The following is a 24,406-nucleotide window of genomic DNA, read 5'->3' as shown; positions in this document are numbered from 1 at the left end:
TCAGTTCCTGCATTGTTTACGATGCAAATTAATATTTTTACTTCAATCCGCATCGTATTTGATGCATTTCATGAACAAGGTTAGCTCAGTTTCGAGTGCTCACGAAGTAATCACTGGCTCACCACAAAACCCAGTTCAAAAACGGTGCCATCAGCAGCACTGCTCACCCGCACCTGCCCCCCATGCAACTGCATGATCGATTGCACAATGGCCAGCCCCAGCCCACCCGAATCCCCTGGCTCCGCGCGCGAAGGATCGACGCGATAGAAACGATCGAACAATCGGCCCAAATGCTCCGGCGCAATCGCCGGGCCGTGGTTATGTACCTGCACCCAGTGCCAACCCGGCTCATCATGCCGGCGCAGGCTGATCGAGGTGCCGGGAGCCGCGTGGCGCACGGCGTTGGCCAGCAAGTTGCCAAGTGCGCGTTGCAGCAGTTGCTGATCGGCGCGGAGTTCGCCGTGCAGATGGTTTTCCAGGCGCAGGTCGCGGTCGTCGGCCAAGGCTTCGAAGTAATCACACAGCTCGCTGCCGACATTTTGCAGATTCAGCGTTTGCAAGTTGAGCGCTCGCTCCGCCTGTTCGGCGCGGGCCAGAAACATCAGGTTTTCCGCCATGCGTTTGAGGCGCTCGAACTCTTCCATGTTCGAGGCCAGCACTTCCTGATATTCCGCCGTGCTGCGCGGGTGATTCAGCGCCTGGCCGTTGCTGGCGAGCAAGGTGTGCAGCGGCGTGCGGATCTCATGGGCGAGGTCGGCGGAGAACTGCGAGAGGCGCTGCACGCTGTCGTCCAGACGCGCGAGCATGCCATTGAGCGCCTGCACAGGTTCAAGCAGTTCGGCGGGCGTGCCCGTCGCCGGCAAACGTTGATCGAGGCTGCGCAGGTCGATGCGGCGTACCGCTTCGCTCAATTGCCGTAACGGTTGCAGGCCTCGGCGCAGCAACAGCAAGCCCAAGGCAAACGCGAGCAGCGCACCGAGACCGACCGAGAGATACAGCCGCAAGCGATAGCTGCCGAGCATCTGCTCGCGCTCGCTCAGCACTTTGCCGGCGATCACCGTCAGCGGTTCGCCACTCGGCCCTTGCGCGTCACCGGACAACAGCGCCAGCTCGGCACCGTCCGGGGCTTGCCAGGTCAGCACGTCACGCCGTTGCGGGGTTTGCTCACGCGCGATTGCGTTGAGCTTGGGCAGTTCGCGTTGACGCGGGTTGATGGCGATCACGCTCGAGCCGTCGGCACGTCGCACCAGCAACAAGCTGTCGAGATTGCCGAGCATGTTCTGATACAGCCGTGGCCGCGCCTGCAAGGCGTCGAGGCTGTCGCTGTCGGCGAGCAAGGCGCGCACCTGCTCCAGTCGGCCAAGCAACGCGAGGTCGTCGCGGTAGGCGAGTTCAGAGGCGAGCGAGCGGTAGAGGAACACGCCGATCGCACTCAAGACCAACGCGCAGACCAATGCGAACGCCAGCGCCAGGCGCCAGGCGATCGACCTAGAGCGCATCGTCCGGCGCTTCCAGTTGATAACCGACGCCGCGCACGGTGTGGATCAGTTTCGGCATGTACGGGTCATCGACTTTCGCCCGCAGACGACGCACCGCGACTTCGACCATGTTGGTGTCGCTGTCGAAATTCAGGTTCCACACCTGCGAAGCGATCAGCGTGCGCGACAACACCTCGCCCTGGCGGCTGGCGAGCAGTTGCAGCAGGGCGAATTCCTTGTTGGTCAGGGCAATGCGCTGGCCGCCGCGACTGACACGGCGGCGCAGCACGTCGATGTCCAGATCGGCGATGCTGTACGACTCGGCTTCGCGCATCGGCCCGCGTCGCAGCAATGTGCGCACGCGCGCGAGCAACTCGGCGAACGCGAAGGGTTTGAGCAAGTAATCGTCGGCACCCAGTTCGAGGCCACGCACGCGGTCTTCAATGGCGTCCTTGGCGGTCAGGAACAGCACCGGCGTGGCGCCACGCTGGCGGATCAGTTGCAGCAATTGCCAGCCATTGAGGCCGGGGAGCATCACGTCGAGGATGATCAGGTCGTATTCCTGCTGCTCGATGAAGTAACGTCCATCGAGGCCATTGAGCGCCACGTCCACGGCAAATCCCGACTCACCCAGGCCCTTGGCGAGGAAATTCGCGGTTTTGGCTTCATCTTCTACGACCAGCAAACGCATGGCACACCTCGATTGATCAAGCACACAGGCTAGGCGCCTTCGGCGGCGTTGCCCATTACAAACTTGTAATCAGACTGACGAAGTTCTGACGAAGACCGGCGGCTAAGGTGGCGACCTTCGCTTCTGGAGCCTGTCCATGACCGTCAAATACCTTGCAGCCAGCCTCGCCATCGGCCTCAGCGCCAGCGCTTTCGCTGCCCCCGAACTGCCGCGCCACGCTGACCTCGACCTGAAAACCGCGCAACTGCTGGCCAACACGGCACTGAGCAATTGCACCGGCACGGTGTCGGTTCTCGACCGTGGCGGCAACCTGTTGGTGACCCTGCGTGGCGACGGCGTCGGCCCGCACAACACCGCCGCCAGCCAGCGCAAGGCGTACACCGCGCTGTCGACAAAAACCGCCACTCGGTTGTTCGCCGAACGCGCTCGCAGCAACCCGGAAACCGCCAACCTCAACACCCTCGACGAATTGCTGCTGCTCGGCGGCGGCATTCCGCTGTTCGCCGCCACAGAGTTGGTGGGCGCCATGGGCGTGGCCGGTTCCGGCGGCGGTGAGCAAGACGAAACCTGCGCGATCAAGGCTGCCGAGAAAACCGGCCTGGCCACCACCCGTTCCCAATAAGGAGATTCACCATGAGTTCTTTGCGCATGACCTTTGCCGCGCTCGGCCTGAGCGCTTTCTCTAGTCTGGTTCTCGCCGCCGGCAACCCGTTGAGCGTGCACGTGCTCAATCTGGAAAACGGCCTGCCTTCGCCGGGCATCGACGTGACCCTGGAGAAACACGTCGGCCAGAACTGGCAGCCATTGGCCCAGGGCACGACCAATGAACAAGGGCGGATTGCCGAACTGTTCCCGGCCAAACAGCCTTTTGAAGCGGGTGAATACCGCGTGGTGTTCAAGACCGGCGAGTACTTCAAAAAGGTCAAGCACGACACGTTCTTCCCGGAAATCCCGGTGATTTTCGAAGTGAAGCAGACCGACCAGCACTACCACATCCCGCTGCTGCTCAGCCCATACGGCTTCTCGACCTATCGCGGTTCGTAAGCCCCCACACAAATCCCCTGTAGGAGGGAGCCTTTGTGGCGAGGGGATTTATCCCCGTTGGGTCGCGGAGCGGCCCTGAAAACCGGGACTGCTGCGCACTCCAACGGGGATAAATCCCCTCGCCACAAGTATGGGGTTCACCGGGGATTTTCGAAGTGAGGCAGACCGACCAGCACTACCACATCCCGCTGCTGCTCAGCCCATACGGCTTCTCGACCTATCGTGGTTCGTAAGCCTCCACACAAATCCCCTGTAGGAGTGAGCCTTTGTGGCGAGGGGATTTATCCCCGTTGGGTCGCGGAGCGGCCCTGAAACCTGGGACTGCTGCGCACTCCAACGGGGATAAATCCCCTCACCACAAGTATGTGGTTCACCGGTGATTTTCGAAGTGAAGCAGACCGACCAGCACTACCACATCCCGCTGCTGCTCAGCCCTTACGGCTTCTCGACCTATCGCGGTTCGTAAGCCCCCGCACAAACCCCCTGTAGGAGTGAGCCTTTGTGGCGAGGGGATTTATCCCCGTTGGGTCGCGGAGCGGCCCTGAAAACCGGGACTGCTGCGCACTCCAACGGGGATAAATCCCCTCGCCACAAGTATGGGGTTCACCGGGGATTTTCGAAGTGAGGCAGACCGACCAGCACTACCACATCCCGCTGCTGCTCAGCCCATACGGCTTCTCGACCTATCGTGGTTCGTAAGCCTCCACACAAATCCCCTGTAGGAGTGAGCCTTTGTGGCGAGGGGATTTATCCCCGTTGGGTCGCGGAGCGGCCCTGAAACCTGGGACTGCTGCGCACTCCAACGGGGATAAATCCCCTCACCACAAGTATGTGGTTCACCGGTGATTTTCGAAGTGAAGCAGACCGACCAGCACTACCACATCCCGCTGCTGCTCAGCCCTTATGGCTTCTCGACCTATCGGGGTTCCTAAGCCCCCACACAAATCCCCTGTAGGAGTGAGCCTTTGTGGCGAGGGGATTTATCCCCGTTGGGTCGCGGAGCGGCCCTGAAAACCGGGACTGCTGCGCAGTCCAACGGGGATAAATCCCCTCGCCACAAGTATGGGGTTCACCGGGGATTTTCGAAGTGAAGCAGATCGACCAGCACTACCACATCCCGCTGCTGCTCAGCCCATACGGCTTCTCGACGCGGTTCGTAAGTTCCCACACAAATCCCCTGTACGAGTGAGCCTTTGTGGCGAGGGGATTTATCCCCGTTGGGTCGCGGAGCGGCCCTGAAAACCGGGACTGCTGCGCAGTCCAACGGGGATAAATCCCCTCGCCACAAGTATGGGTCCACACCGTGGTTGGGTATGGTGCCGCTAGATCGTGGCCAGGACGCGCAATCGTGTGGCGTCGAGGATCTCGATCTCGCCATACCCGAGACCGATAATCCCTTGCCCCTGCAAGTCCTTGAGAATCTGATTGGTGGTCTGCCGCGACAACGACAGCATCGACGCCAGCTGTTCCTGTGGCAGTTGCAGCACCCGGCGCGGTGGATCGAGTTCGCCGTAGCCTTCGGCAATCATCAGCAGGCGATGCGCCAGGCGCGCCGGGGCCGGCAACAAACTCAACTGTTCAAGATTGATGAAGGCCAGGCGCAGCTTTTGGCTCATCAGCAATGCCAGATGCCGCCAGTACAGCGGATGCGCGTCGAGCAATTTCAGCAGCGGCGCTTGCGGGATATTCAGTAGCAGGCACGGCCCCACCGCATAGGCATCATGGGTGCGCGGCTGGCCATCGAACAGGCAGATTTCGCCGAACCAGTGCGGTGCCTCGACCAGGCTCAGTAGCGCCTCCTTACCCTGCTCGCTCACCGCGCCAATGCGAACGGCACCATCAAGCACAGCGTACAGACCGCATGGCGGATCGCCTCGCTGAAACAAGCGCTGCCCCGCCGTCAGCCGCCGCTCCCGGGCCGCCGCCAGCAGACTATCCTGAAAAGATGCCGGCAGATGACTGAACCATTGCCCGGTCATCAACCGTGAACGCATATCCATGAACACTCCTCGATTGTCGCCTGCCTGACAGAGCGAACGCTGAACCCGGGGCATGATGCGATCACCCTACAGGAGGAACAACAATGAAAAGCCTCGTCGACCACCTCAGTCAATACGCCGCCTACCATCGCGACCCGCGCAACATCGCCAGCCACTTTATCGGCATTCCGCTGATTGTGGTGGCGGTCGCGGTTCTGTTGTCGCGGCCGGAATGGTCGTTGGGCGGATTGTGGATATCCCCTGCCGTGGTACTGGCGCTGGCCTCGGCGTGGTTTTATCTGCGCCTGGAAGTGAAGCTTGGGGGGCTGATGACCGTGCTGATGGGCTTGTCGGTCTGGGCCGGGCAGGTCCTGGCGCAGCAAAGCACCCTGGTCTGGCTGAGCAGCGGCCTGGCGATGTTTGTGATCGGTTGGGTGATCCAGTTTGTCGGGCATCACTACGAGGGGCGCAAACCGGCGTTTATCGATGATCTCAGCGGCTTGATCGTCGGGCCGCTGTTTGTCGTGGCGGAAGTGGCGTTCATGCTCGGTCTGCGCCAGGAATTGAAGCACGAGATTGAACTGCGCTCCGGCCCGGTAACCCTGCGCGAACACAAAACCGCGCATTGAAAAACCGCGCAAGGTGCGCGACTGCACACCTTGCGCGGCATGCTTCACAGCGCGCCGAACGTCACCTGCACCGTCAGCGCGCCCTGATTGTCGGCGAGTCCGACACCATATCGGCCCTCCAGATCGTCGTTGATGCACAGCTGCAATTCGCCTTGCTGCCCCGCCGGAATCTGCGCCAGATCACCGATCAGAAACGGCGCCCCGGTACTGCCGATCCGCCCGATCAACGCACCCTCGTTGGCGCCCGGCAAGGTGTAGCCGGGTTTGGCGATCAGGCCCGTGCTGCCGTTGCCGTCAACCATGCCGCCCGCCGGGCTGGCGAACCAGTGCCCACTGAGATAACGCACCAGGCGCGGACTCGGCCCGTTGATCTGCACGCCCGTGCCCTGCCAGGGCTGATTGGCTTGAACCTGCACCGTGGCGGTTTTCAGGTCGTTGGCCAAGGTGTCGCCGGCCTGAATCGACAACGCTGCGATGGTCAGGCTCGGGTTTGAAGTGCCGGTGCTGGGGAACACGCCGTCGCCGACCAGGAACAGGTTTTTGTGATCCCAACTGCGCTGATCCTTGTTGACCACCGATTTCAACGGGTCATCGCCCATGCGGTAAGTGCCCATCAGGTGGCCGGCACCCTGGAAGCTGTAATCCACGCCTTTGTAATTGAATTTCCCCGGCGGTAGCGGCTTGGTCAACTCGGTGGCGCCGAGCAGCTCGGTGATGATGTGCGTGGCGAGGATCTTCGCCTGCCGGAAGCCTTCCTTGGTGTAGTCGGACAAGTCGTAGTGAATCTCCGGTCGCGGAATGCCCAAGCGATCCTTGTACTGCGTTGACGGCACGATGTAGCAATTGGCGTTATCCGGATCGTCCTCGACCTGTTCCACCAGAAAACCGATGCGGAACTGGCGAGTCAGCAAGTCGTTGAGTTTCTGCACCAGTGCCGTGCCGTACAACACTTGCTGCGGGCCCTTGGCGGGTGGCAGTGGATTGGTGGCGCTATCATTGGCGCCATCGATCAGGTCGGCGACGGTGACGTAGGGATCGCCCACCGGCCAGTTGAAACCTTCGTTGCCGATTTCGATTCGCCACGCCGCGCGCTGACTGCGAAAGGCACCGTCGCGCAGGCTTTCAATGCCTGCCGTTGAAACCGGTCCGCGATAAGGGAACACCGCTTTGCCTTCCGGCATCAGGCCCCAGGCCAGATAGATCGGATGGTCCGCCAGGCTGCGTCCAACCTGACCGCTGCTGTTGGCCACGCCTTTGGGCCACGCGGGGCTGGTTGAATTGAGCAGCAGTTTCGGCGTTTCAATGGCATGGGCGGCGATCACATAACGCTGGCCGACTGCGACGCCGGTGCCGGTCGGCGGGCCGTCGCCGAGTTGATACTGGATGAACTCGATGCCGCTGATGGACTTGTCCGCCGCCACCGTGACTTTGCTTGCCACGGTTTTGTAGAGCACCCGCACATTGCCGGTGTTCAGCGCGTTGTTCATGGTCACCGTGGCGTCGTACTTGGCCTGAATCGGACAGATAGGTGTGCAGTTGGTGTTGCCGGCGCACACGCGACGACCCGCGTAGGGTTGCGAATTGCGCCCGGCCGGTGTCGGGCTGACCACCAGTGGCAGGCCGTCGAACGATTTACCCTGAACCGCCGCAACAAAACTGCCATCGACCAGTGACAGCGGAATGCTGGTCATCGGGAATTGATAGCCATCCGGGAATGTCATGCCCAGATACGCCTGATCCGCCACATTGGCGGCCACGCCAATTTCCGCTTCGGCGCGGCAATACGCGCTTTGCAGATCGTTGTAACTGATCGGCCAATCGACACCTACGCCGTACAGCGACTTCAGACGGAAGTCGTTGGGCACCATGCGCAGACAAGTCGCCACCCAGTGCCAGGTGGTGCCGCCGCCGACCCGCTCATAGGTGCTGGTAAAGGCCAACGGGCCCTTTTGCACCAGGTAGCTGATTTCAGGTTTGTCCCAGCCAAGGATCAGGTCGGCGATGGTCGCGCGCGGCGCATTCTGCTCGGCCGGATTGCGCGGCGTGTCCAGCGTGCTGACCGGCGGATACGGCGATTCCGGGGTCTTCAAGGTCGCGGTGTAAAAGCGTTCAAGGTACTGATTACGGTTGGCCGGAATCTCCGGCCCGGACTCCAGCACCAACACTTTCACCCCGGCCAGCCCCAACTGATAGGCGATGATGCTGCCCGCCAGGCCGGCACCGACGATCACCACCTCTGCTTGTTCGGTACTCATGACGACGCTCCTTGTGGTCCGCTCGCGGGCACCCCGGTGAAGTCTTCAAGGCTGGGCGGCACTTCGTTCCAGTAACCGAAGAAAAATTCGCTGTAGCCCATGGGGTGCGCCTGGGCGATTTTCCATGCCCAGCTCTGGGTGTAAGCCTGATCGGAGACCACCATCTGATCCCCCGCCTTGTTGCTGCCGACGGTGTACGGCTGATACCAGACGCCCAGCAGCCAGAGCTTCATGATCGAACGGGCGGCTCGCGCCGTTTGCGTGGTGGCCGGTTGCGTGCCGTTCATCAACACCGCTTGGGCGATCTGATCCGGCGGCACTTTATCTGCCAGCAGGGTCGCGTATTGGGTCAGTAATGCCTGCAATACCGGGGGAGTGATGCGCGGCCCGATGAACGTCAGGAACTGCGTCGGCAGGTCGATCGGGTCGACAGAGGGCGCGATGAACGTTAGCGGGATGCCGGTCAGGGCCGAAGACAGACCCGCAAAATTATCCAGATCGATGCTCATGGCTGACTCCTTGTCGCGCCAGTCGATTGCGCGCGTTCGAGCAGGTAGGTGAAGTCCGCGAAACTGGTGCGCGGCGACTCGGTGACATGGGTGGCGGCGTTGCCGTGGCAGGCGATGCAACTGGAAGACGCTTGCGGCACGGTGCCCTGGATGTAGGTTTCCAGCGTGGTGTTGGCGAGGAACGCAGGCGCCGGTCGACCCAGAGGCTCGGTTTTCGAGATCTGGCACGGTGGCTGCGGCGTCAGTGTCGGCCATTGCGTGCTGATCAATTGATAGTTGGCCCACACGCTGTTCGGGTTCACCGTGCGCAACAGCGTCTGATAGGTGCTGTTGAGGGTTTTGGTCGCCGGGGTCAACGACGCTTCGCGCACGATCTGCGATGGCGTTGCCTTGACTGCCGGGTTCCACGGACGCGGCGGTGGCTGGTTGATTTCAGCCTGACTGTTGGCGTTGTAGAACAGATACGGGCCTTTGCGCTCGGCCACAGGCGTGGACTGCTCCGGCACGTTGTCGACGTGTTCGAAGGTCGACCAGACCCACTGCGGCGCACTGCTGGTCTTGTGCACGATGTGCAAGCCCACCAACCCGACCGGTTCGGCCTTGCACGACTCCGGCACTACCGGGCCTTTGCTCGGGTCGCTGTTGCCCGGCGTGTAGACCAGCGCATCGACGGTGTGGAATTTCTCTCGTCGGTCATTGCCGTCGAGGACTTTCCACGACGCCTTGACCATCAGCGATCCGACCTGGCGGGTGTCGTTGTTGCCGCAACTGAACGCCACCGTATTCTTCGGATCGGCCGCAAAGTACGCCTGCTGGCCCTGAATGCTGTACAGACCCTTGTTGACGATGTCGTCGAACATCGGCTGGTTGACGACGATTTCGTTGCGCGTATAAACGCCGCTCTGATCGACCAGCGGCCCGCTCTGGAACGGCTGGATAAACTCGTCGAGCACGTCCGGCACTTTGCCCATCTGTTGCAGCAAGCGCCCGGAACCCAAGCCTTCGCAGGCTTTCGGAATCGTCGCCGGCGCGTTCCAGGGATTCGGCGTCTGGCCGTTGGCGAGGAAAATCTGATAGCTCTCTTTCCAGTTCTCCCAGACCGTTGCACCGTCCTGTTGGCCGATCGGCGTGCCCGTATTCGGGGCGCCGTTTTCCAGCGCCGGCCAGTTCAAGGCGATAAACGTCTGCCACGACATATCGTCGAAATTCTGTTGCAGGCTGGTCAGGGAAAACGGCGGGGTCGCCGTGACATCGAAAGGTATTTGCGTTGACAGCGTGGGGTCGGCGTTGGCCAGTGGGCTGAGCATTGCGCCAAACAGCGCGCAACCGAGCCACGGCGCGGGCCGGTGGACTTCCGTTCTCATCGTTATCTCCTTGGCATCAGGGTCCAGGAGATACGCCGGTCCGTCATGGACTCTTCACTGCGCCTCCTGGCACAGCCTGGAGATTAGGCAAGGAACGCGTCACGGTTGGTGGAGCAGTTAGATCAAATCGAGTTAAGCCCAATAGCCACACGACACGCCTCCCTGTAGGAGCTGTCGAGTGAAACGAGGCTGCGATCTTTTGATCTTTAAAATCAAAAGATCGCAGCGTGCCGCAGCTCCTACGGGAGCTTTTTAGTTTTAGAGGCTGGCGACTTTCTGCCAGACCTTCGGTTTGAAGAACAGGGTTTCACCCTTGGCCAGACCGATCAGGCTGTCGTGGTCTTTCACCACTTCGGCTTCGATCAGATCGGTCTGCCCCTCGACCTTCAACGTCACCCGCGTGGTCGCGCCCAACGGGCGGATATCACGCACTTCAGCGGCGTGGTGATCTTCCAGTTCATGCCTGGACAACGACACTTCGTGCGGACGGAAAAGCACGTGGTTGTCGTCACTCAGCAACAGTCGGTTGGAATCGCCGAGGAAGTGATAAACAAAATCGCTGGCCGGGTTTTCATAAACGTCGCCCGGCGAGCCGATCTGTTCGATCACGCCCTTGTTCATCACCACGATACGGTCGGCGACTTCCATCGCTTCTTCCTGGTCGTGGGTCACGAACACCGACGTCAGGTTGATGTCTTCGTGCAGACGAGCGAGCCAACGGCGCAGTTCTTTGCGCACCTTGGCGTCGAGGGCGCCGAACGGTTCATCCAGCAGCAACACTTTTGGCTCGACCGCCAAGGCACGGGCCAGAGCGATGCGCTGACGCTGACCACCGGAAAGCTGTTCCGGGTAACGATCCGACAGCCAGTCCAGTTGCACCATGTTCAGCAGCTCATGCACCTTGGTCGCGATCTGGCTTTCGCTCGGGCGCTGGTTTTTCGGTTTCATGCGCAAGCCGAACGCGACGTTGTCGAACACCGTCATGTGCCGAAACAAGGCGTAGTGCTGGAACACGAAACCGACGTTGCGATCACGCACGTCGTGGCCGGAGACGTCTTCGCCGTGAAAGACGATGTTGCCCTGATCCGGAGTTTCCAGACCGGCAATAATGCGCAGCAAGGTGGTTTTGCCGCAGCCCGACGGGCCGAGCAACGCCACCAGCTCACCGCTGTGAATGTCCAGGCTGATGTTGTCCAGCGCCTTGAAGGCATTGAAATTCTTGCTGACGTTACGCACTTCGATCGACATGAATTATTCCTCCGCGGCGCTGGCGCGCAGGCGGTTGATACGGTTTTCGCTCCACTGCTTGAGCAGCAGGATGAAGAGCGCCAGGATCAGCAACAGGCTCGCCACGGCGAACGCGGCCACGTGGTTGTATTCGTTGTAGAGGATCTCGACGTGCAGCGGCAAGGTGTTGGTCACCCCGCGAATGTGCCCGGAAACCACCGACACCGCACCGAACTCACCCATGGCCCGCGCGGTACACAACACCACGCCATAGATCAGGCCCCACTTGATGTTGGGCACAGTGACGTGCCAGAACATCTGCCAGCCATTGGCGCCGAGCAAGCGTGCGGCCTCCTCTTCCTGCGTGCCTTGTTCCTGCATCAGCGGGATCAGCTCACGGGCCACGAACGGCACGGTGACAAAAATCGTCGCCAGCACGATGCCCGGCAGGGCGAAGACGATCTGGATGTCGTGATCCTGTAACCACGGCCCGAACAGGCCCTGCGCGCCAAACATCAGCACGTAGACCAGACCGGCGATCACCGGCGACACCGAAAACGGCAGGTCGATCAGCGTCACCAGCATGCTCTTGCCACGGAACGAGTATTTGCTCACGCACCATGCGGCGCTGACGCCGAACACAAGGTTGAGCGGCACCGAAATCAGCACGGCGAACACGGTGAGTTTCAGTGCTGATAAAGCATCCGGCTCAAAAATCGCGGTGAAGAATGCGCCGAGGCCATTCTTCAAACCTTGTGATACGACTATGAACAACGGCAGCAACAGAAACAGGAAAAACACCAGCCAGCCAAGACCGATCAGAACTCTGCGCGAGGTGGCGCTGCCACGGCGTGCGGCGTTGGCCGAAGAGGCGGCCGCAATAGACGATTGGGACATGTTCGCGCCTCCTTATGGGGTTTCGATGCGCCGCTGCAGCAAGTTGATCAGCAGCAACAGGACGAAGGAAACCACCAGCATCAGCACGCCGATGGCCGTTGCGCCGGTGTAGTCGTATTGGTCGAGTTTGACCATGATCAGCAGCGGCAGAATTTCGGTTTTCATCGGCATGTTGCCGGCGATGAAAATCACCGAACCGTACTCGCCAACGCCACGGGCAAAGGCCAGGGCAAAACCGGTCAGCCAAGCGGGCAACAAGGCCGGTACCAGAATGTGGCGGAACACCTGCCATGGCTTCGCACCCAGGCACGCGGCGGCTTCTTCGACTTCGCGGGGAATGTCGGCCAGCACCGGTTGCACCGTGCGCACCACGAAAGGCAGGGTCACGAAGGTCAATGCGAGGGTGATACCCAGCGGGGTGTAGGCGATTTTGAAACCGAGGTCGGCGGCGAATTGCCCGACCAGACCAGCCGGCGCGTACAGCGCAGTCAGCGCAATACCGGCGACGGCCGTCGGCAAAGCGAACGGCAGATCGATCATCGCGTCGATGACCTTGCGCCCGGGGAAGGTGTAGCGCACCAGCACCCACGCCAGCAACGTACCGATGATGCCGTTGATGATCGCGGCGCACAGCGCAGTGCCGAAGCTCAGCTTCAATGCCGCCAGCACCCGCGGTGCGGAGATGATCGTCCAGAACTGATCCCAGGTGAGTTGGGCGGCGTGGACGAACATCGCCGCCAGCGGGATAAGCACAATCAGGCTGAGGTACACCAAGGTGTAGCCCAGCGTCAGCCCGAAGCCGGGTATGACGGGGGAGATACGACGCGACATAAAAGTCCTTGGTTAAAAACGCATCAATGTGGGAGCGAACCCTGTGGCGAGGGGATTTATCCCCGTTGGGCAGCGAAGCTGCCCCAAAACCATCACATGCGGTGTATATGGTTTTCCGCATTTGCCGATTTTGGGGCTACTGCGTAGCCCAACGCGGATAAATCCCCTCGCCACAAAAGCCCGCTCCCACAGTTTGTAGTCAGATTACTGCGCCTGATAAATCTGGTCGAACACGCCACCGTCGTTGAAGAATTTCGGCTGCGCGGTTTTCCAGCCGCCGAAGTCTTTGTCGATGGTCACCAGGTCCAGTTTCGGGAATTGCTGGGCGTACTTCGCCGCCACGTCCTTGTCACGCGGACGGTAGAAGTTCTTCGCGGCAATTTCCTGACCGGCCGGGCTGTACAGGTGTTTCAGATAGGCTTCGGCGATCTGCTCGTTGCCCTTCTTCTCGGCATTCTTGTCGACCACGGCCACTGGCGGCTCGGCGAGGATCGACAGCGAAGGTACAACGATGTCGAACTTGTCGGCGCCGCCATCTTCTTTCAGGGCCAGGAACGCTTCGTTTTCCCAGGCCAGCAACACGTCACCCTGACCGTTGTTGACGAAGGTGATGGTCGAGCCACGAGCACCGGTGTCCAGCACGGGCACATGCTTGAACAGGGTCTGTACGTATTCTTTGGCTTTGCCTTCGTCACCGCCGTTGGCTTTCAGGCCGTAGGCCCACGCGGCGAGGAAGTTCCAGCGCGCACCGCCGGAGGTTTTCGGGTTCGGGGTGATCACCGAGACGTCGTTCTTGACCAGATCGCCCCAGTCCTTGATGCCTTTCGGGTTGCCCTTGCGCACCAGGAACACAATGGTCGAGGTGTACGGCGTGCTCGCTTCCGGCAGACGCTTCTGCCAGTCGGCGGGCAGGGTCTTGCCGAGTTTGGCGATTTCGTCGATGTCGCCAGCCAGGGCCAGGGTCACGACGTCGGCGCGCAGACCGTCGATGACCGCACGGCCCTGCTTGCCCGAACCACCGTGGGATTGCTGGATTTTCACGGTGTCGCCGGCATGATCCTTCTGCCAGAACTTGATGAATTCGGCGTTGTAGTCCTGATACAGCTCGCGCGTCGGGTCATACGACACATTGAGCAGTTCGTAATCCTTGGCAACCGCGGAACCGGCAAACACAGCGCTGGCCAGCGCGGCCAAAGCGTAACGGCGAATCGACGACATGGTGAAAGCTCCTGGAATTCTGGTGGTGGCTTTTTCTTATGTATTTCGGAAATCGTGTTGCCGGTTCAAAGATCGCAGCCTTCGGCAGCTCCTACATAAATCCCCCGTAGGAGCTGCCGCAGGCTGCGATCTTTTAGCCCGGTTGTTTGCCGGGTTGCTGCAAGCGGAATTTCTCTTTGCGTTCGATCTGCACGACTTGTGCGTTATGCACAGTGATCTCCACCGCGCCGAAACGCAGATCGCGCAAAGCGCTCTGGATTTCACGCAAGATGGTGCTTTCGTCCTGACCGTCAACGCTGCGAAGGGATGCGCTCATGGTGCTGCTCCTTTGAATGGGATATGCCTGGCAGTGGGCGGCACTGCGTTCGGCGTGGGAGCAATATAAGAGAGGCATGGATATTCTTAAAAAGACTATTTAAGAATGTTTATATAACCAGAAAACATTATGTGGTGGAGCAAGGGTTTGCGCGGACCCGGAAGCCGACAGATCACCCTGTGGTGAGGGGATTTATCGGCGATGGCCTGCGTAGCAGTGCCGATTTTTTGAGGCCGCTGCGCGCGCCATCGGGGATAAATCCCCGCGCCACAGGATCGGACTCAGCCGATAACCGGTGCGCGCGCCCAGTCAATCTCCAACGCTGGCACCGGTCGCCCAAACCAGTAGCCCTGCCCCAGATCACACGCCTGTTCCAGCAAAAACACCGCCTGCTCAGCCTGTTCGATCCCTTCGGCATGCACCTGCATGCCCATGCTCTGCGCCAGCGCGATAATCACCCGGACAATCGCCGCGTCATCCTCATCCCCCGGCAAGCCAGCGACAAATCCCTGGTCAATCTTCAACTTCTGCACCGGCAGCCGCTTGAGCCGCAGCAGCGACGAATAGCCTGTGCCGAAATCGTCGATTGCCAGACGAATGCCCAGCTCACGCAGGCGATGCATCTGCTCCAGCGCCACTTCCGGGTCATCCATCACCGCGCTTTCAGTGACTTCCAATTCCAGATACGCCGGATCCAGCCCAGTGTCGCGCAGCACTTGCGCCACCTGTTGATACAGCTCACGCCGCGCGAACAGTCGCGACGAAACATTCACCGCCACAAATGACAACACCACCCCGGCCTGCTGCCATCGGCACATTTGCAGGCAGGCTTGTTGCATCACCCAGGCATCGATTTCGGCGATCAACCCGGTGCGCTCGGCAATCGGGATGAACTCCGCCGGCGACACCAGACCACGCTGCGGATGCTGCCAGCGCACCAAGGCTTCAACGCCGATCAGACGACTGGTTTTCAGGTCATGCACCGGTTGGTAATAGACCCGCAGTTCCTGCTGTTCCAGCGCGCGGCGCAGTTCGAAGGCGATTTCGACCCGCTGCTGGGCGTGCGCGGTAAGTTCTTCGGTGTACAAGGCGTAACCGTTGCGCCCGCTGCTTTTGGCCTTGAACAGCGCGGCATCGGCATTGCGCAACAGCTGCTCCGCGCTCAGCGCATCGCTGGGGAACAGACTGATGCCGATGCTGGCGTTGATGAACAATTCGTGGCCGTCGATGCCGAACGGCTCCTTGAGTGCATCGATAATGCGCTGAGCCAATGCCGCTGCTTGTCCGGGTTGTGGACAACTTTCAGAGAGCACCGCGAATTCATCGCCGCCGAGCCGCGCCAAGGTAATACCGGGGCCGAACAATGCCTGTAAGCGCGCCGCCACCGCTTTGAGCAGTCGATCACCAACGTTATGCCCGAGGCTGTCGTTGATCATCTTGAAGTGATCCAGATCGAGCATCAGCAACGCACAACCACGCTTATGAGTCTGCGCCGAAGCCAGCGCCTGTTCGGCACGGTCACTGAACAGCAGGCGATTGGGCAGATCGGTCAGCGGATCGTGATGGGCGAGGTGTTTGAGTTCGGACTCGGAGTCCTTGATCGCGCTGATGTCGGAGAACACCGCCACGTAGTGACTGATCCGGCCCTGATCATCGCGAATGACCCGGATGGTTTGCCACTGTGGATAAATCTCGCCGCTTTTGCGCCGGTTCCAGATCTCGCCGCTCCATTCGCCTTGCGCTTCCAGCGTGGCAAACATCGCCTGATAAAAACCCGGCGGATGGTGCCCGGACTTGAACAGGCTCGGTTGCTGGCCGAGTACCTCTTCGCGCTGGTAACCGGTGATCTCGATGAACGCGCGATTGACGTGCACGATCAGCCCCTGATGATTGGTGACCAGCACGCCCTCTCGCGTGCAATCGAACACCGCCGCAGCCTGACGCAAGCGCTCGCGGTCGGCGTGACGCTCGCGCAACCGCGCACCGATCCCGAGAAACTCGCACAAGCGTGCCCGCGCCAGAAAGATCAGCCCGGCGCTGATCGCCGCGAAGACGTAACCGTTGATCAGTTGCCATCGGGCAAGATCGACGGAGTCATCGAAGAAATTGTTTAATAAATGATCAGAACCTTGCAGCCACAGAGCGGCAAGCACGAGATAGAGCAGCGCTGCACGCAAGGCATCGCGATAAGTGGCAGACATTCGGCTGTCCATGTCCCTACAAAAAGGTTGGAATTATAGGTCAAGAAACATTCAGCGACTCTTATCTGAAAGGGCGACTGGTTTTATCTGTGTGCTTAGTGATAATGCAACGGCTGTTTTTATCTTTATCGAGGGCCCTATAGCCTATGTGGTACGAAGGTTTTCTTGGCTTGTCGGCCTGGTCACTGGTCGCAGTCACCCTGCTGATGACTCACGTGACAATTGTCGGCGTCACGGTCTATCTGCACCGTTACTCGGCCCATCGCTCGCTTGAGCTGAATGCTGGCCTGAAGCACTTTTTCCGATTCTGGCTGTGGCTGACCACGGCGCAGAACACCCGCGAGTGGACTGCCATCCACCGTAAACACCACGCCAAATGCGAAACCGAAGATGACCCGCACAGCCCGGTCATCAAAGGTCTTTCCACAGTACTGCGTACCGGCGCCGAGCTGTACCGTGCCGAAGCCCAGAACCCGGAAACCCTGCGCATCTACGGCAAGAACTGCCCGGAAGACTGGATCGAACGCAACGTCTACAGTCGCTATCCGCTGTTGGGCGTCGCGATCATGGGCGTCATCGACCTGCTGCTGTTCGGCACCATCGGCATCACCATCTGGGCGATCCAGATGATGTGGATCCCGGTGTGGGCCGCCGGCGTGATCAACGGGCTGGGCCATGCCGTTGGCTACCGCAATTTCGAATGCCGCGACGCGGCGACCAATCTGGTGCCATGGGGCATCCTGATCGGCGGTGAAGAACTGCACAACAACCATCACACCTACCCAAACTCGGCCAAGCTGTCGGTGAAGAAGTGGGAGTTCGACCTCGGTTGGGCATGGATCAAAGTCTTCAGTTTTCTGCGTCTGGCCAAGGTGCAGCGTGTCGCGCCGATTGCCCACCGTGTGGAAGGCAAAGGCAGCCTGGACATGGACACCGCAATGGCGATCCTTAACAACCGCTTCCAGATCATGGCCCAGTACCGCAAGTTGGTGATCGGCCCACTGGTCAAGCAAGAGCTGGCCAAGGTCGATCATTCGGTGCGCCACCAGTTCCATCGGGCCAAACGCCTGCTGTCGCGGGAAACCAGTCTGCTGGAAGATCGTCATCACCTGCGCATCCAGAACATGCTCGAGCACAGCCAGGCGCTGAAGGTAATTTACGAAAAACGCCTCGCCCTGCAGCAGATCTGGGTCAAGACCAGCGCAAATGGCCACGACATGCTCGCGGCCATCAAAGAGTGGATTCACGAGGCCGAGGCCAGTGGCATCCAGTCCCTGCGCGATTTTGCTGACCAGTTGAAAACCTACTCGCTGCGCCCCGCCGCATAACAGGTAGGAGCTGCCGCAGGCTGCGATCTTTTGATCTTGTCTTTTTAAAAACAAATCACAAGATCGCAGCCTGCGGCTCCTGCAGGATTACCACCAGTCCCCTAGCGGCAGTGGCAATTTACCGCCTGGCGGAACCCCACACCCAGTGGGAACTAAGCTAAAAATCCCCTATCTCAAAGACACTTCGCCACCCCGGCGGGCTGTACTGTGGCTGTTGTCGAACTCCCGGCACGCCCTTTGAGACGAGTGCCGATGGTCAATAACAATCAAAAAGACTCATCCCTTGCGCAGTGGCCCGAGGCCGCGCAAACCCTCATGGCATTGATGCACGCCCAAGGCGAAGTCGCGCGGCTGAGCGAACGCGAACAGCTGTTCAGCTCGCTGCTGGTCAGCGTCAACGCCGTGCTTTGGGCCTTCAATTGGGAAACCCGCCAGGTGCTTTACGTCAGCCCTGCGTATGAACGAATTTTCGGCCGCTCTGCCGGGCTTCTACTCGCTGACCACAATCAGTGGCGCGACAGCATCTATCCCGATGACCTTGAATACGCCGAGCGCAGCCTCGCCGACGTCCTGCACAAAGGCGCGGTGGAAGATCGCGAATATCGGATCATCGCCGCTGATGGCTCGGTGCGCTGGCTCAGCGACAAATGCTTCATCAATCGTCAGGACGAACCGGGGCAACCGGTGATCATTGTCGGCATCGCCGAGGACATCACCGACAAGAAGCAGATGGAAACCGAACTGCATCGCCTGGCGACCACCGACGTACTGACCCAAAGCAGCAACCGTCGACACTTTTTCGAATGCGCCAATCGCGCGTTTGAAGAGGCGCGCCTGCAAGGCTTGCCACTGGCGTTTCTGTTGCTGGATATCGATGACTTCAAACTGATCAACGACAGCTACGGCCATCCCGAGGGTGACAACGTGCTGCAAAAAATCGCCGAGTGCGGGCGCGGTTCGTTACGCCGGGGCGATCTGTTCGGGCGGATTGGCGGGGAAGAGTTTGCCGCCGTGTTTCCAGGATGTGCGCCGGACATGGCCATGCAGGTGGCCGAGCGGCTGCAACAGGAGATTCAGCGTTTGAGTTTCAGCCATGACGCCCAGACGTTCGGCATCACCGTCAGCCAGGGTCTGACCAGCCTCACCGAGGCAGATGAAAACCTCGACAGCCTGTTCGCCCGTGCGGACGCGGCGATGTACGAGGCCAAGCGCCAGGGCAAGAACCGCATTATCTGCGCACGAATCATTTGATTTGTAGGCATTTGTGGTGGGGGGATTTATCCCCCCACCACAAAGGCTCCGGGTTGTGTAAGTCAGGTTATTTGCGCATTCGTATCAACTCCGGCAAGCCGATCTTGAGCAGCCGTGCCGTGCGGCTCTTGGCCAGTTCCTCTATGCCTTCGCGCTCGGTCAGATGGGCCATCTGCGCCGCCATGTTCATCACCAGCGCCTCACGCGAATACACCCCGCCACCGAGCTGGTAGACCGCGGCAATCAACTCACGCAACTCCAGCGGCAAACGCCAGCGGGCTCGCAGCGCCGAACCATAGGCCGCGCCAAATTCTGCCAGTGCTTCGCCGACCTCCTCCAACTCATCCAGCTCTCCACCGGCCTGCTGCCATTCCTGTAAACAACGCAGCAATGCCAGATCACCGAGGCGATGCAGTATGCCCGCGCAATAGCAGCGCTCCTGATCGAGATCGAGCAAGCGCGCCAAGGTGCGCGCATATTCAGCGGTGTGCAGCGACAGTCCCCAGTAACGCTCGGCATAGTCAGCCAGACACGGGTCGCTGAGCCTGGCACTGCGCTTGAGCGCCAGCCCCAGAATCAGGTTCATGCTCTGCCCGGTGCCCAAGCGCTGCAGTGCCTGCGCCAGGGTCTGCACCGGCGCGCCATGGTGTTGCGCGGCGCTATTGGCGGCGGCAATCAACACGGCCGTGATCTGCGGATCGGTGCGAATCTCTTCTTCCAGCAGCTTCAGGTCCAGCCCATTGGGATTCAGGCTGCGTTTGACTGCCACCTGCACATCAGTCATCAACGGCGCACCATCGGCCTGCTCACGGCGCCGCTCAAGAAACACCGACAAGGTCATGCCCGATGCCAGGGCCGGTACTTCGCAAAATACCTCCTCGCCAGCATTGAGCAGCAAACCCTGCAAGCGGTCGGTCAGGCTTTCCATGTTCAGCGGTTTGGCAAGGTAGGCGGTCGGCGCCAGCGGCAGGGCTTCGCGCACGCTGGCGCTGTCAGTGCGACTGCTCATCAAAATGAACGGCAGCGGCGGATTGCGTTTGCGCTGACGCACGCTGCGCAGCACGTTGAGACCGTCGGTGCCGGGCAATTCCCAGTCAACGATCGCCAGGTCATAGGGCACGTCACGCAGCAGGTCCAAGGCCTGCTGGCCATCGGCACACAAATCGACACGAGCATCGCAACGCACGTTCAGCAACACTTGTTTGAGCAAGTCACGAGACCATGGATCAGCCTCGGCAATCAGCACTCGGGGTACGGCGGGTAATTCAACGGCAGTCATGCGCGCTCTCCCTTGCAATGCCTGAACCTTAGCCAATGCTGGCCATTCGATACAGCGCTAAAGCGCCCGATGTGTTTCAAGGGGCGTAAAAAAACCCGCCGAGGCGGGTTTTTTGTCGATCCGATCACACAGCGCCGGGCATTACAGCTCGGAGAAGCACTCTTCGATGATCGCCAGGCCTTTGTCCAGTTGCTCGTCCGGCGAAGTCAGCGGTACGAGTACGCGCAGCACGTTGCCGTAAGTGCCGCACGACAGCAGGATCAGGCCCTTGTCGCGCGCCTTGGCCACAACCGACGCTACTGCAGCAGCGTTTGGTTTGTGGCTGTCGCCGTTTTCGAACAACTCGACCGCGATCATCGCGCCCAAGGCACGGACTTCGCCGATGACCGGGTACTTGGCCTGGATGGCTTTCAGGCCGGTTACCAGACGCTCGCCGACTGCCTTGCAGCGATCCAGCAGGTTTTCTTCTTCAAACACTTCCATCACGGCCAGGGCCGCGGCGCAAGCGATCGGGCTACCGGCGTAGGTGCCGCCGAGGCCGCCTGGAGCGATGGCGTCCATGTATTCGGCCTTGCCGCAAACACCGGCCAGCGGGAAGCCGCCAGCGATGGATTTGGCGAAGGTGGTCAGGTCGGCAGCAACGCCCATCTGTTCCATGGCGAAGAACGTACCGGTACGGCCAGCGCCGGTCTGTACTTCGTCAGCGATCAGCAGGATGCCGTGCTGGTCGCACAGTGCGCGCAGACGCTTCATGAATTCCTTCGGCGCGACGTAGAAACCACCTTCACCCTGTACCGGCTCGATGATGATCGCGGCGATGTCTTTCGGCTCGGCGTCGTTCTTGAAGATGCGTTCGATGGAAGCGATCGAGTCGTCGATGCTCACGCCGTGCAGTTCGTTCGGGTACAGCGCGCGGAAGATGCCGCCTGGCATCAGGCCCATGCCGGCCGAGTAAGGCACGACTTTACCGGTCAGGCCCAGGGTCATCATGGTGCGACCGTGGTAAGCGCCGGTGAAGGCGATCACGCCAGCGCGGCCAGTGGCGGCACGGGCGATTTTCACGGCGTTTTCTACGGCTTCGGAACCGGTGGTGACCAGCAGGGTTTTCTTGGCGAAATCACCCGGGATCTTGGCGTTGATCTTTTCGCACACTTCTACGTACGGCTCGTAGGCCAGAACCTGGAAGCAAGTGTGGGTCAGCTTGTTCAGCTGTTCGGTCACGGCGGCGATGATTTTCGGGTGCACGTGGCCGGTATTCAGCACCGCGATACCGCCAGCGAAGTCGATGAACTCACGACCTTCAACGTCAGTCACGGTAGCGTTCTTCGCGGACTCGGCGAAGATCGGGTGAATCTGGCCGACGCCACGTGGTACAGCAGCGGTACGGCGGGCCATCAGTTCAGCGTTAGTCTTGCTCATTACAGTCCTCATTCGCCGCTCATCGGGCGGCGTGGTTCAAGGATTAAGCGGGAGGAAGCGACGGTGGCAGCATGCGATGATCGACTGCCACGGCGTTCCCGGCCGCAGAGAAAATTCCGGTTTGAAACGACGCAAAGGGACAGCGCTCTCGTGCCCTTTGCGTTTGCAGCGATCTCTTTCTCGGCTTAGATGCCCAGGCAGAGGTATTTGATTTCCAGGTAATCTTCGATGCCGTACTTGGAGCCTTCACGGCCCAGGCCCGAGGCCTTGATGCCGCCGAACGGCGCGACTTCGTTGGAGATCAGCCCGGTGTTGACGCCAACCATGCCGTATTCCAGCGCTTCCGCCACACGGAACACACGGCCCAGGTCGCGAGCGTAGAAGTACGAAGCGAGACCGAACTCGGTGTCGTTGGACATCGCGATCACTTCGGCTTCGTCTTTGAAGCGGAACAGCGGCGCCAGTGGGCCGAAGGTTTCTTCCTTGGCCACGGCTGCGTTTTTCGGCACGTTGGTCAGAATGGTCGGCTCGAAGAAGTTGCCTTCCATCGCCTTGCCACCGGCCAGCACGGTAGCGCCTTTGGCTACAGCGTCAGCAATGTGTTCCTGCACCTTGGCCACGGCTTTTTCGTCGATCAGCGGGCCCGTGGTGGTGCCGTCTTCCAGACCGTTACCGATCTTCAGCTTGGCGACTGCCACTTTCAGCTTCTCGGCGAACGCGTCGTAGACCGAATCCTGAATGTACAGGCGGTTGGCGCAGACGCAGGTCTGGCCGTTGTTGCGGTACTTGGAAATGATCGCGCCTTCGACGGCCTTATCCAGGTCCGCGTCGTCGAACACGATGAACGGCGCATTGCCGCCCAGTTCCAGCGAGACTTTCTTGATGTCCTTGGCACATTCCGCCATCAGTTGACGACCGATTTCGGTCGAACCGGTGAAGGACAGTTTGCGCACGATCGGGTTGCTGGTCAGCTCGCTGCCGATGTCGCCAGCACTGCCGGAGACCACGCTGAATACGCCCGCAGGAATGCCGGCACGCTGAGCCAGTTCGGCCAGGGCGAAAGCGGAAAACGGAGTTTGCGAAGCAGGCTTGAGCACCATGGTGCAACCGGCCGCCAGCGCTGGACCGGCTTTACGGGTGATCATCGCCGCCGGGAAGTTCCACGGAGTGATCGCTGCGGTCACGCCGATTGGCTGCTTGATCACGATCAGGCGTTTGTCTGGCTGGTGGCCCGGGATCACGTCACCGTAGATGCGCTTGGCTTCTTCGGCGAACCACTCGATGAACGAAGCGGCGTAAACGATTTCGCCCTTGGCTTCGGCCAGCGGCTTGCCCTGTTCGAGGGTCATCAGGCGAGCGAGGTCGTCCTGGTTCTCGATCATCAGTTCGAACCAACGACGCAGCTTGCCTGCACGCTCCTTGGCGGTCAGTGCACGCCAGGCCGGCAGCGCCTTGTCAGCGGCTTCGATGGCACGGCGGGTTTCGGCGGCGCCCATTTTTGGCACGGTACCGAGGATTTCGCCGGTGGCCGGGTTATTGACCTTGATCGTCTGACCGTTGTCCGCATCAACCCAAGCGCCATCAATGAAGGCTTGCTGGCGGAACAACTGGGTGTCTTTAAGCTGCATGTCGGCTTTCCTTAACAGCACCGCGGCCTGCGCGGAGCAAATTATGATTGTAGAAAGGCGCCTCGCAAGGCTGCCGTCAGGGAAATCAGTGACCGGGTGTGGCGCATCAACCGTGGACATTTCGAACCACCAGCGCTGCAACACCCAGCAAAGAGCGTTTGAAATCTCAAACGGATCGTAGGATCAAAGGGGGTAAAGGACAATAGGTCGTTCGAAAAAAAGAACAAAAACGCCGCGTTTGTGGAAATTTTCAGATCAACGCGCCAAAAGCCTTCGCCGCAACAAAACCTTAGATCAACCACACCGAAGCGCCAAGCGAGGGTTTTGCAGGACGTTACAGCTTTATGGAATGCAGCGATTTCAACCGACACGCGCACTCACAATCCACGCCAAAACCCAGCATGGACGCCCCGAGCCGACCTAGGTATGATGTCGCCCGCTGCACCAGTAGCTCAGCTGGATAGAGTACTGCCCTCCGAAGGCAGGGGTCGTGGGTTCGAATCCCGCCTGGTGCACCATTGATTTAAACGAGAAAGCCCCGGACTGTGATGGTCCGGGGCTTTTTTGTGGCCAATGAAAAGACAATCGAACGACGCTACTCCGTCGTCCAGTCAAACTCATCGTAATCGTCGTCATGCTCTTCTTCCTCCCCAGCCTCCTCCTCAAAAACCTCGTCTTCATCAACGACATCTTCTTCCGGCTGGTTCAGCAGAAACTCCTTACGCGCCTCGGTAATCGCCCGGCGTATTTCCGGGTTGTCGAGCAGTTGGGCAATGCGGTCAATTTTCGATGCCACGTTGTCCTCCAGCGTATTGGCAATGGCCCGATATTGCGCGTTTTTGCGGGGCAATGCCAAATGGCT

Annotated in this window: 21 protein-coding genes, 1 tRNA gene and 5 pseudogenes; 11 read left to right on the top strand and 16 right to left on the bottom strand. The window is 60.1% G+C overall.

The features are described from left to right. Positions 1-110 precede the first annotated feature (110 nt). Entirely contained in the window at positions 111-1,499 is a 1,389-nt protein-coding gene (locus JFT81_RS25060) for a heavy metal sensor histidine kinase (protein ID WP_201229775.1), read from the bottom strand. Then, positions 1,489-2,169, bottom strand: a complete 681-nt coding sequence (locus JFT81_RS25055) for a heavy metal response regulator transcription factor (RefSeq protein WP_201199597.1) — start codon at positions 2,167-2,169, stop codon at positions 1,489-1,491. Before JFT81_RS25055 ends, JFT81_RS25060 begins: the two co-directional genes overlap by 11 nt. Positions 2,170-2,305: 136 nt before the next feature. Here JFT81_RS25055 and JFT81_RS25050 point away from each other — a divergent pair, with 136 nt between their 5' ends. From JFT81_RS25050 to JFT81_RS25020, 7 genes and pseudogenes are all read left to right on the top strand, one after another. Next, on the top strand, positions 2,306-2,791 hold the full coding sequence (locus tag JFT81_RS25050; RefSeq protein ID WP_201229773.1) for a heme-binding protein: 486 nt from the start codon (positions 2,306-2,308) through the stop codon (positions 2,789-2,791). 11 nt (positions 2,792-2,802) lie between these two features. After that, positions 2,803-3,213 (top strand): hydroxyisourate hydrolase, encoded by a 411-nt coding sequence (gene uraH / locus JFT81_RS25045; protein ID WP_201229772.1) that lies wholly within the window; start codon positions 2,803-2,805, stop codon positions 3,211-3,213. Between the two features lie 122 nt (positions 3,214-3,335). Continuing rightward, positions 3,336-3,446: pseudogene (locus JFT81_RS25040) on the top strand (hydroxyisourate hydrolase); the annotation flags it as partial. Between the two features lie 122 nt (positions 3,447-3,568). Beyond that, positions 3,569-3,679 (top strand): annotated as a pseudogene (locus JFT81_RS25035) (hydroxyisourate hydrolase); the annotation flags it as partial. Positions 3,680-3,801: 122 nt separating this feature from the next. Then, positions 3,802-3,912, top strand: a pseudogene (locus JFT81_RS25030) (hydroxyisourate hydrolase); the annotation flags it as partial. Positions 3,913-4,034: 122 nt separating this feature from the next. Beyond that, positions 4,035-4,145: pseudogene (locus JFT81_RS25025) on the top strand (hydroxyisourate hydrolase); the annotation flags it as partial. 122 nt (positions 4,146-4,267) lie between these two features. Beyond that, positions 4,268-4,402, top strand: a pseudogene (locus JFT81_RS25020) (hydroxyisourate hydrolase); the annotation flags it as partial. A 133-nt stretch (positions 4,403-4,535) separates the two neighbouring features. Here JFT81_RS25020 and JFT81_RS25015 read toward each other — a convergent pair. Then, entirely contained in the window at positions 4,536-5,213 is a 678-nt protein-coding gene (locus JFT81_RS25015) for a Crp/Fnr family transcriptional regulator (RefSeq protein ID WP_201229769.1), read from the bottom strand. A gap of 83 nt (positions 5,214-5,296) precedes the next feature. On the opposite strand from JFT81_RS25015, the gene JFT81_RS25010 reads away from it, so the two are divergent. Beyond that, a complete protein-coding gene (locus JFT81_RS25010) occupies positions 5,297-5,821 on the top strand; it encodes an Mpo1-like protein (protein ID WP_201229768.1) in 525 nt (174 codons plus the stop codon). 44 nt (positions 5,822-5,865) lie between these two features. Here the strand turns inward: JFT81_RS25010 and JFT81_RS25005 are convergent, their stop codons facing one another. From JFT81_RS25005 to dibA, 9 genes are all read right to left on the bottom strand, one after another. Continuing rightward, a complete protein-coding gene (locus JFT81_RS25005; protein WP_201229767.1) occupies positions 5,866-8,076 on the bottom strand; it encodes a GMC family oxidoreductase in 2,211 nt (736 codons plus the stop codon). Then, positions 8,073-8,585 carry a sorbitol dehydrogenase gene (locus JFT81_RS25000; RefSeq protein WP_201229766.1) on the bottom strand — a complete coding sequence of 171 codons (513 nt, stop codon included), beginning with the start codon at positions 8,583-8,585 and terminating at the stop codon, positions 8,073-8,075. Before JFT81_RS25000 ends, JFT81_RS25005 begins: the two co-directional genes overlap by 4 nt. Next, the gene (locus tag JFT81_RS24995; RefSeq protein ID WP_242485665.1) at positions 8,582-9,892 is read right to left on the bottom strand and encodes a cytochrome C; all 1,311 of its coding nucleotides are present in this window, start codon (positions 9,890-9,892) and stop codon (positions 8,582-8,584) included. The genes JFT81_RS25000 and JFT81_RS24995 overlap by 4 nt, the downstream gene beginning before the upstream one ends. Before the next feature lie 315 nt (positions 9,893-10,207). Further along, positions 10,208-11,197, bottom strand: a complete 990-nt coding sequence (locus tag JFT81_RS24990) for a sulfate ABC transporter ATP-binding protein (RefSeq protein WP_115988479.1) — start codon at positions 11,195-11,197, stop codon at positions 10,208-10,210. Between the two features lie 3 nt (positions 11,198-11,200). Then, positions 11,201-12,073, bottom strand: a complete 873-nt coding sequence (gene cysW / locus JFT81_RS24985; RefSeq protein WP_108224225.1) for a sulfate ABC transporter permease subunit CysW — start codon at positions 12,071-12,073, stop codon at positions 11,201-11,203. A gap of 12 nt (positions 12,074-12,085) precedes the next feature. After that, positions 12,086-12,904 carry a sulfate ABC transporter permease subunit CysT gene (cysT, locus tag JFT81_RS24980; protein ID WP_007917680.1) on the bottom strand — a complete coding sequence of 273 codons (819 nt, stop codon included), beginning with the start codon at positions 12,902-12,904 and terminating at the stop codon, positions 12,086-12,088. 204 nt (positions 12,905-13,108) lie between these two features. Next, positions 13,109-14,122, bottom strand: a complete 1,014-nt coding sequence (locus JFT81_RS24975) for a sulfate ABC transporter substrate-binding protein (RefSeq protein ID WP_201229765.1) — start codon at positions 14,120-14,122, stop codon at positions 13,109-13,111. A 133-nt stretch (positions 14,123-14,255) separates the two neighbouring features. Further along, complete coding sequence (gene oscA / locus JFT81_RS24970; protein ID WP_007917682.1) at positions 14,256-14,438, bottom strand: sulfur starvation response protein OscA; 183 nt, start codon at positions 14,436-14,438, stop codon at positions 14,256-14,258. Between the two features lie 281 nt (positions 14,439-14,719). After that, on the bottom strand, positions 14,720-16,639 hold the full coding sequence (gene dibA / locus JFT81_RS24965) for a phosphodiesterase DibA (protein WP_201229764.1): 1,920 nt from the start codon (positions 16,637-16,639) through the stop codon (positions 14,720-14,722). A 146-nt stretch (positions 16,640-16,785) separates the two neighbouring features. Between dibA and desA the strand changes: the two genes are divergently transcribed. Next, positions 16,786-17,967: a delta-9 fatty acid desaturase DesA gene (gene desA / locus JFT81_RS24960; RefSeq protein ID WP_201229763.1), complete on the top strand. Its 1,182-nt coding sequence runs from the start codon at positions 16,786-16,788 to the stop codon at positions 17,965-17,967. Between the two features lie 252 nt (positions 17,968-18,219). Next, entirely contained in the window at positions 18,220-19,218 is a 999-nt protein-coding gene (locus tag JFT81_RS24955; protein WP_201229762.1) for a sensor domain-containing diguanylate cyclase, read from the top strand. A gap of 67 nt (positions 19,219-19,285) precedes the next feature. Here JFT81_RS24955 and JFT81_RS24950 read toward each other — a convergent pair whose 3' ends face one another. From JFT81_RS24950 to gabD, 3 genes are all read right to left on the bottom strand, one after another. Further along, positions 19,286-20,497, bottom strand: a complete 1,212-nt coding sequence (locus JFT81_RS24950) for a response regulator (protein WP_201229760.1) — start codon at positions 20,495-20,497, stop codon at positions 19,286-19,288. 141 nt (positions 20,498-20,638) lie between these two features. Next, on the bottom strand, positions 20,639-21,916 hold the full coding sequence (gene gabT, locus JFT81_RS24945; protein ID WP_008080000.1) for a 4-aminobutyrate--2-oxoglutarate transaminase: 1,278 nt from the start codon (positions 21,914-21,916) through the stop codon (positions 20,639-20,641). A gap of 185 nt (positions 21,917-22,101) precedes the next feature. Then, positions 22,102-23,544, bottom strand: a complete 1,443-nt coding sequence (gene gabD, locus JFT81_RS24940) for an NADP-dependent succinate-semialdehyde dehydrogenase (protein ID WP_095191630.1) — start codon at positions 23,542-23,544, stop codon at positions 22,102-22,104. A 441-nt stretch (positions 23,545-23,985) separates the two neighbouring features. Between gabD and JFT81_RS24935 the strand changes: the two genes are divergently transcribed. Next, a tRNA-Arg gene (locus JFT81_RS24935) sits at positions 23,986-24,062 on the top strand. A 77-nt stretch (positions 24,063-24,139) separates the two neighbouring features. Here the strand turns inward: JFT81_RS24935 and JFT81_RS24930 are convergent. After that, positions 24,140-24,400 (bottom strand): hypothetical protein, encoded by a 261-nt coding sequence (locus JFT81_RS24930; RefSeq protein ID WP_201229758.1) that lies wholly within the window; start codon positions 24,398-24,400, stop codon positions 24,140-24,142. Positions 24,401-24,406: the final 6 nt, after the last annotated feature.

Origin of the sequence: Pseudomonas sp. TH43, assembly GCF_016650635.1 — a bacterium.
Classification (GTDB): Bacteria; Pseudomonadota; Gammaproteobacteria; order Pseudomonadales; family Pseudomonadaceae; genus Aquipseudomonas.
The sequence above is the reverse complement of the archived record's forward strand: the minus strand, read 5'-3'. Positions and strand labels throughout refer to the sequence as shown.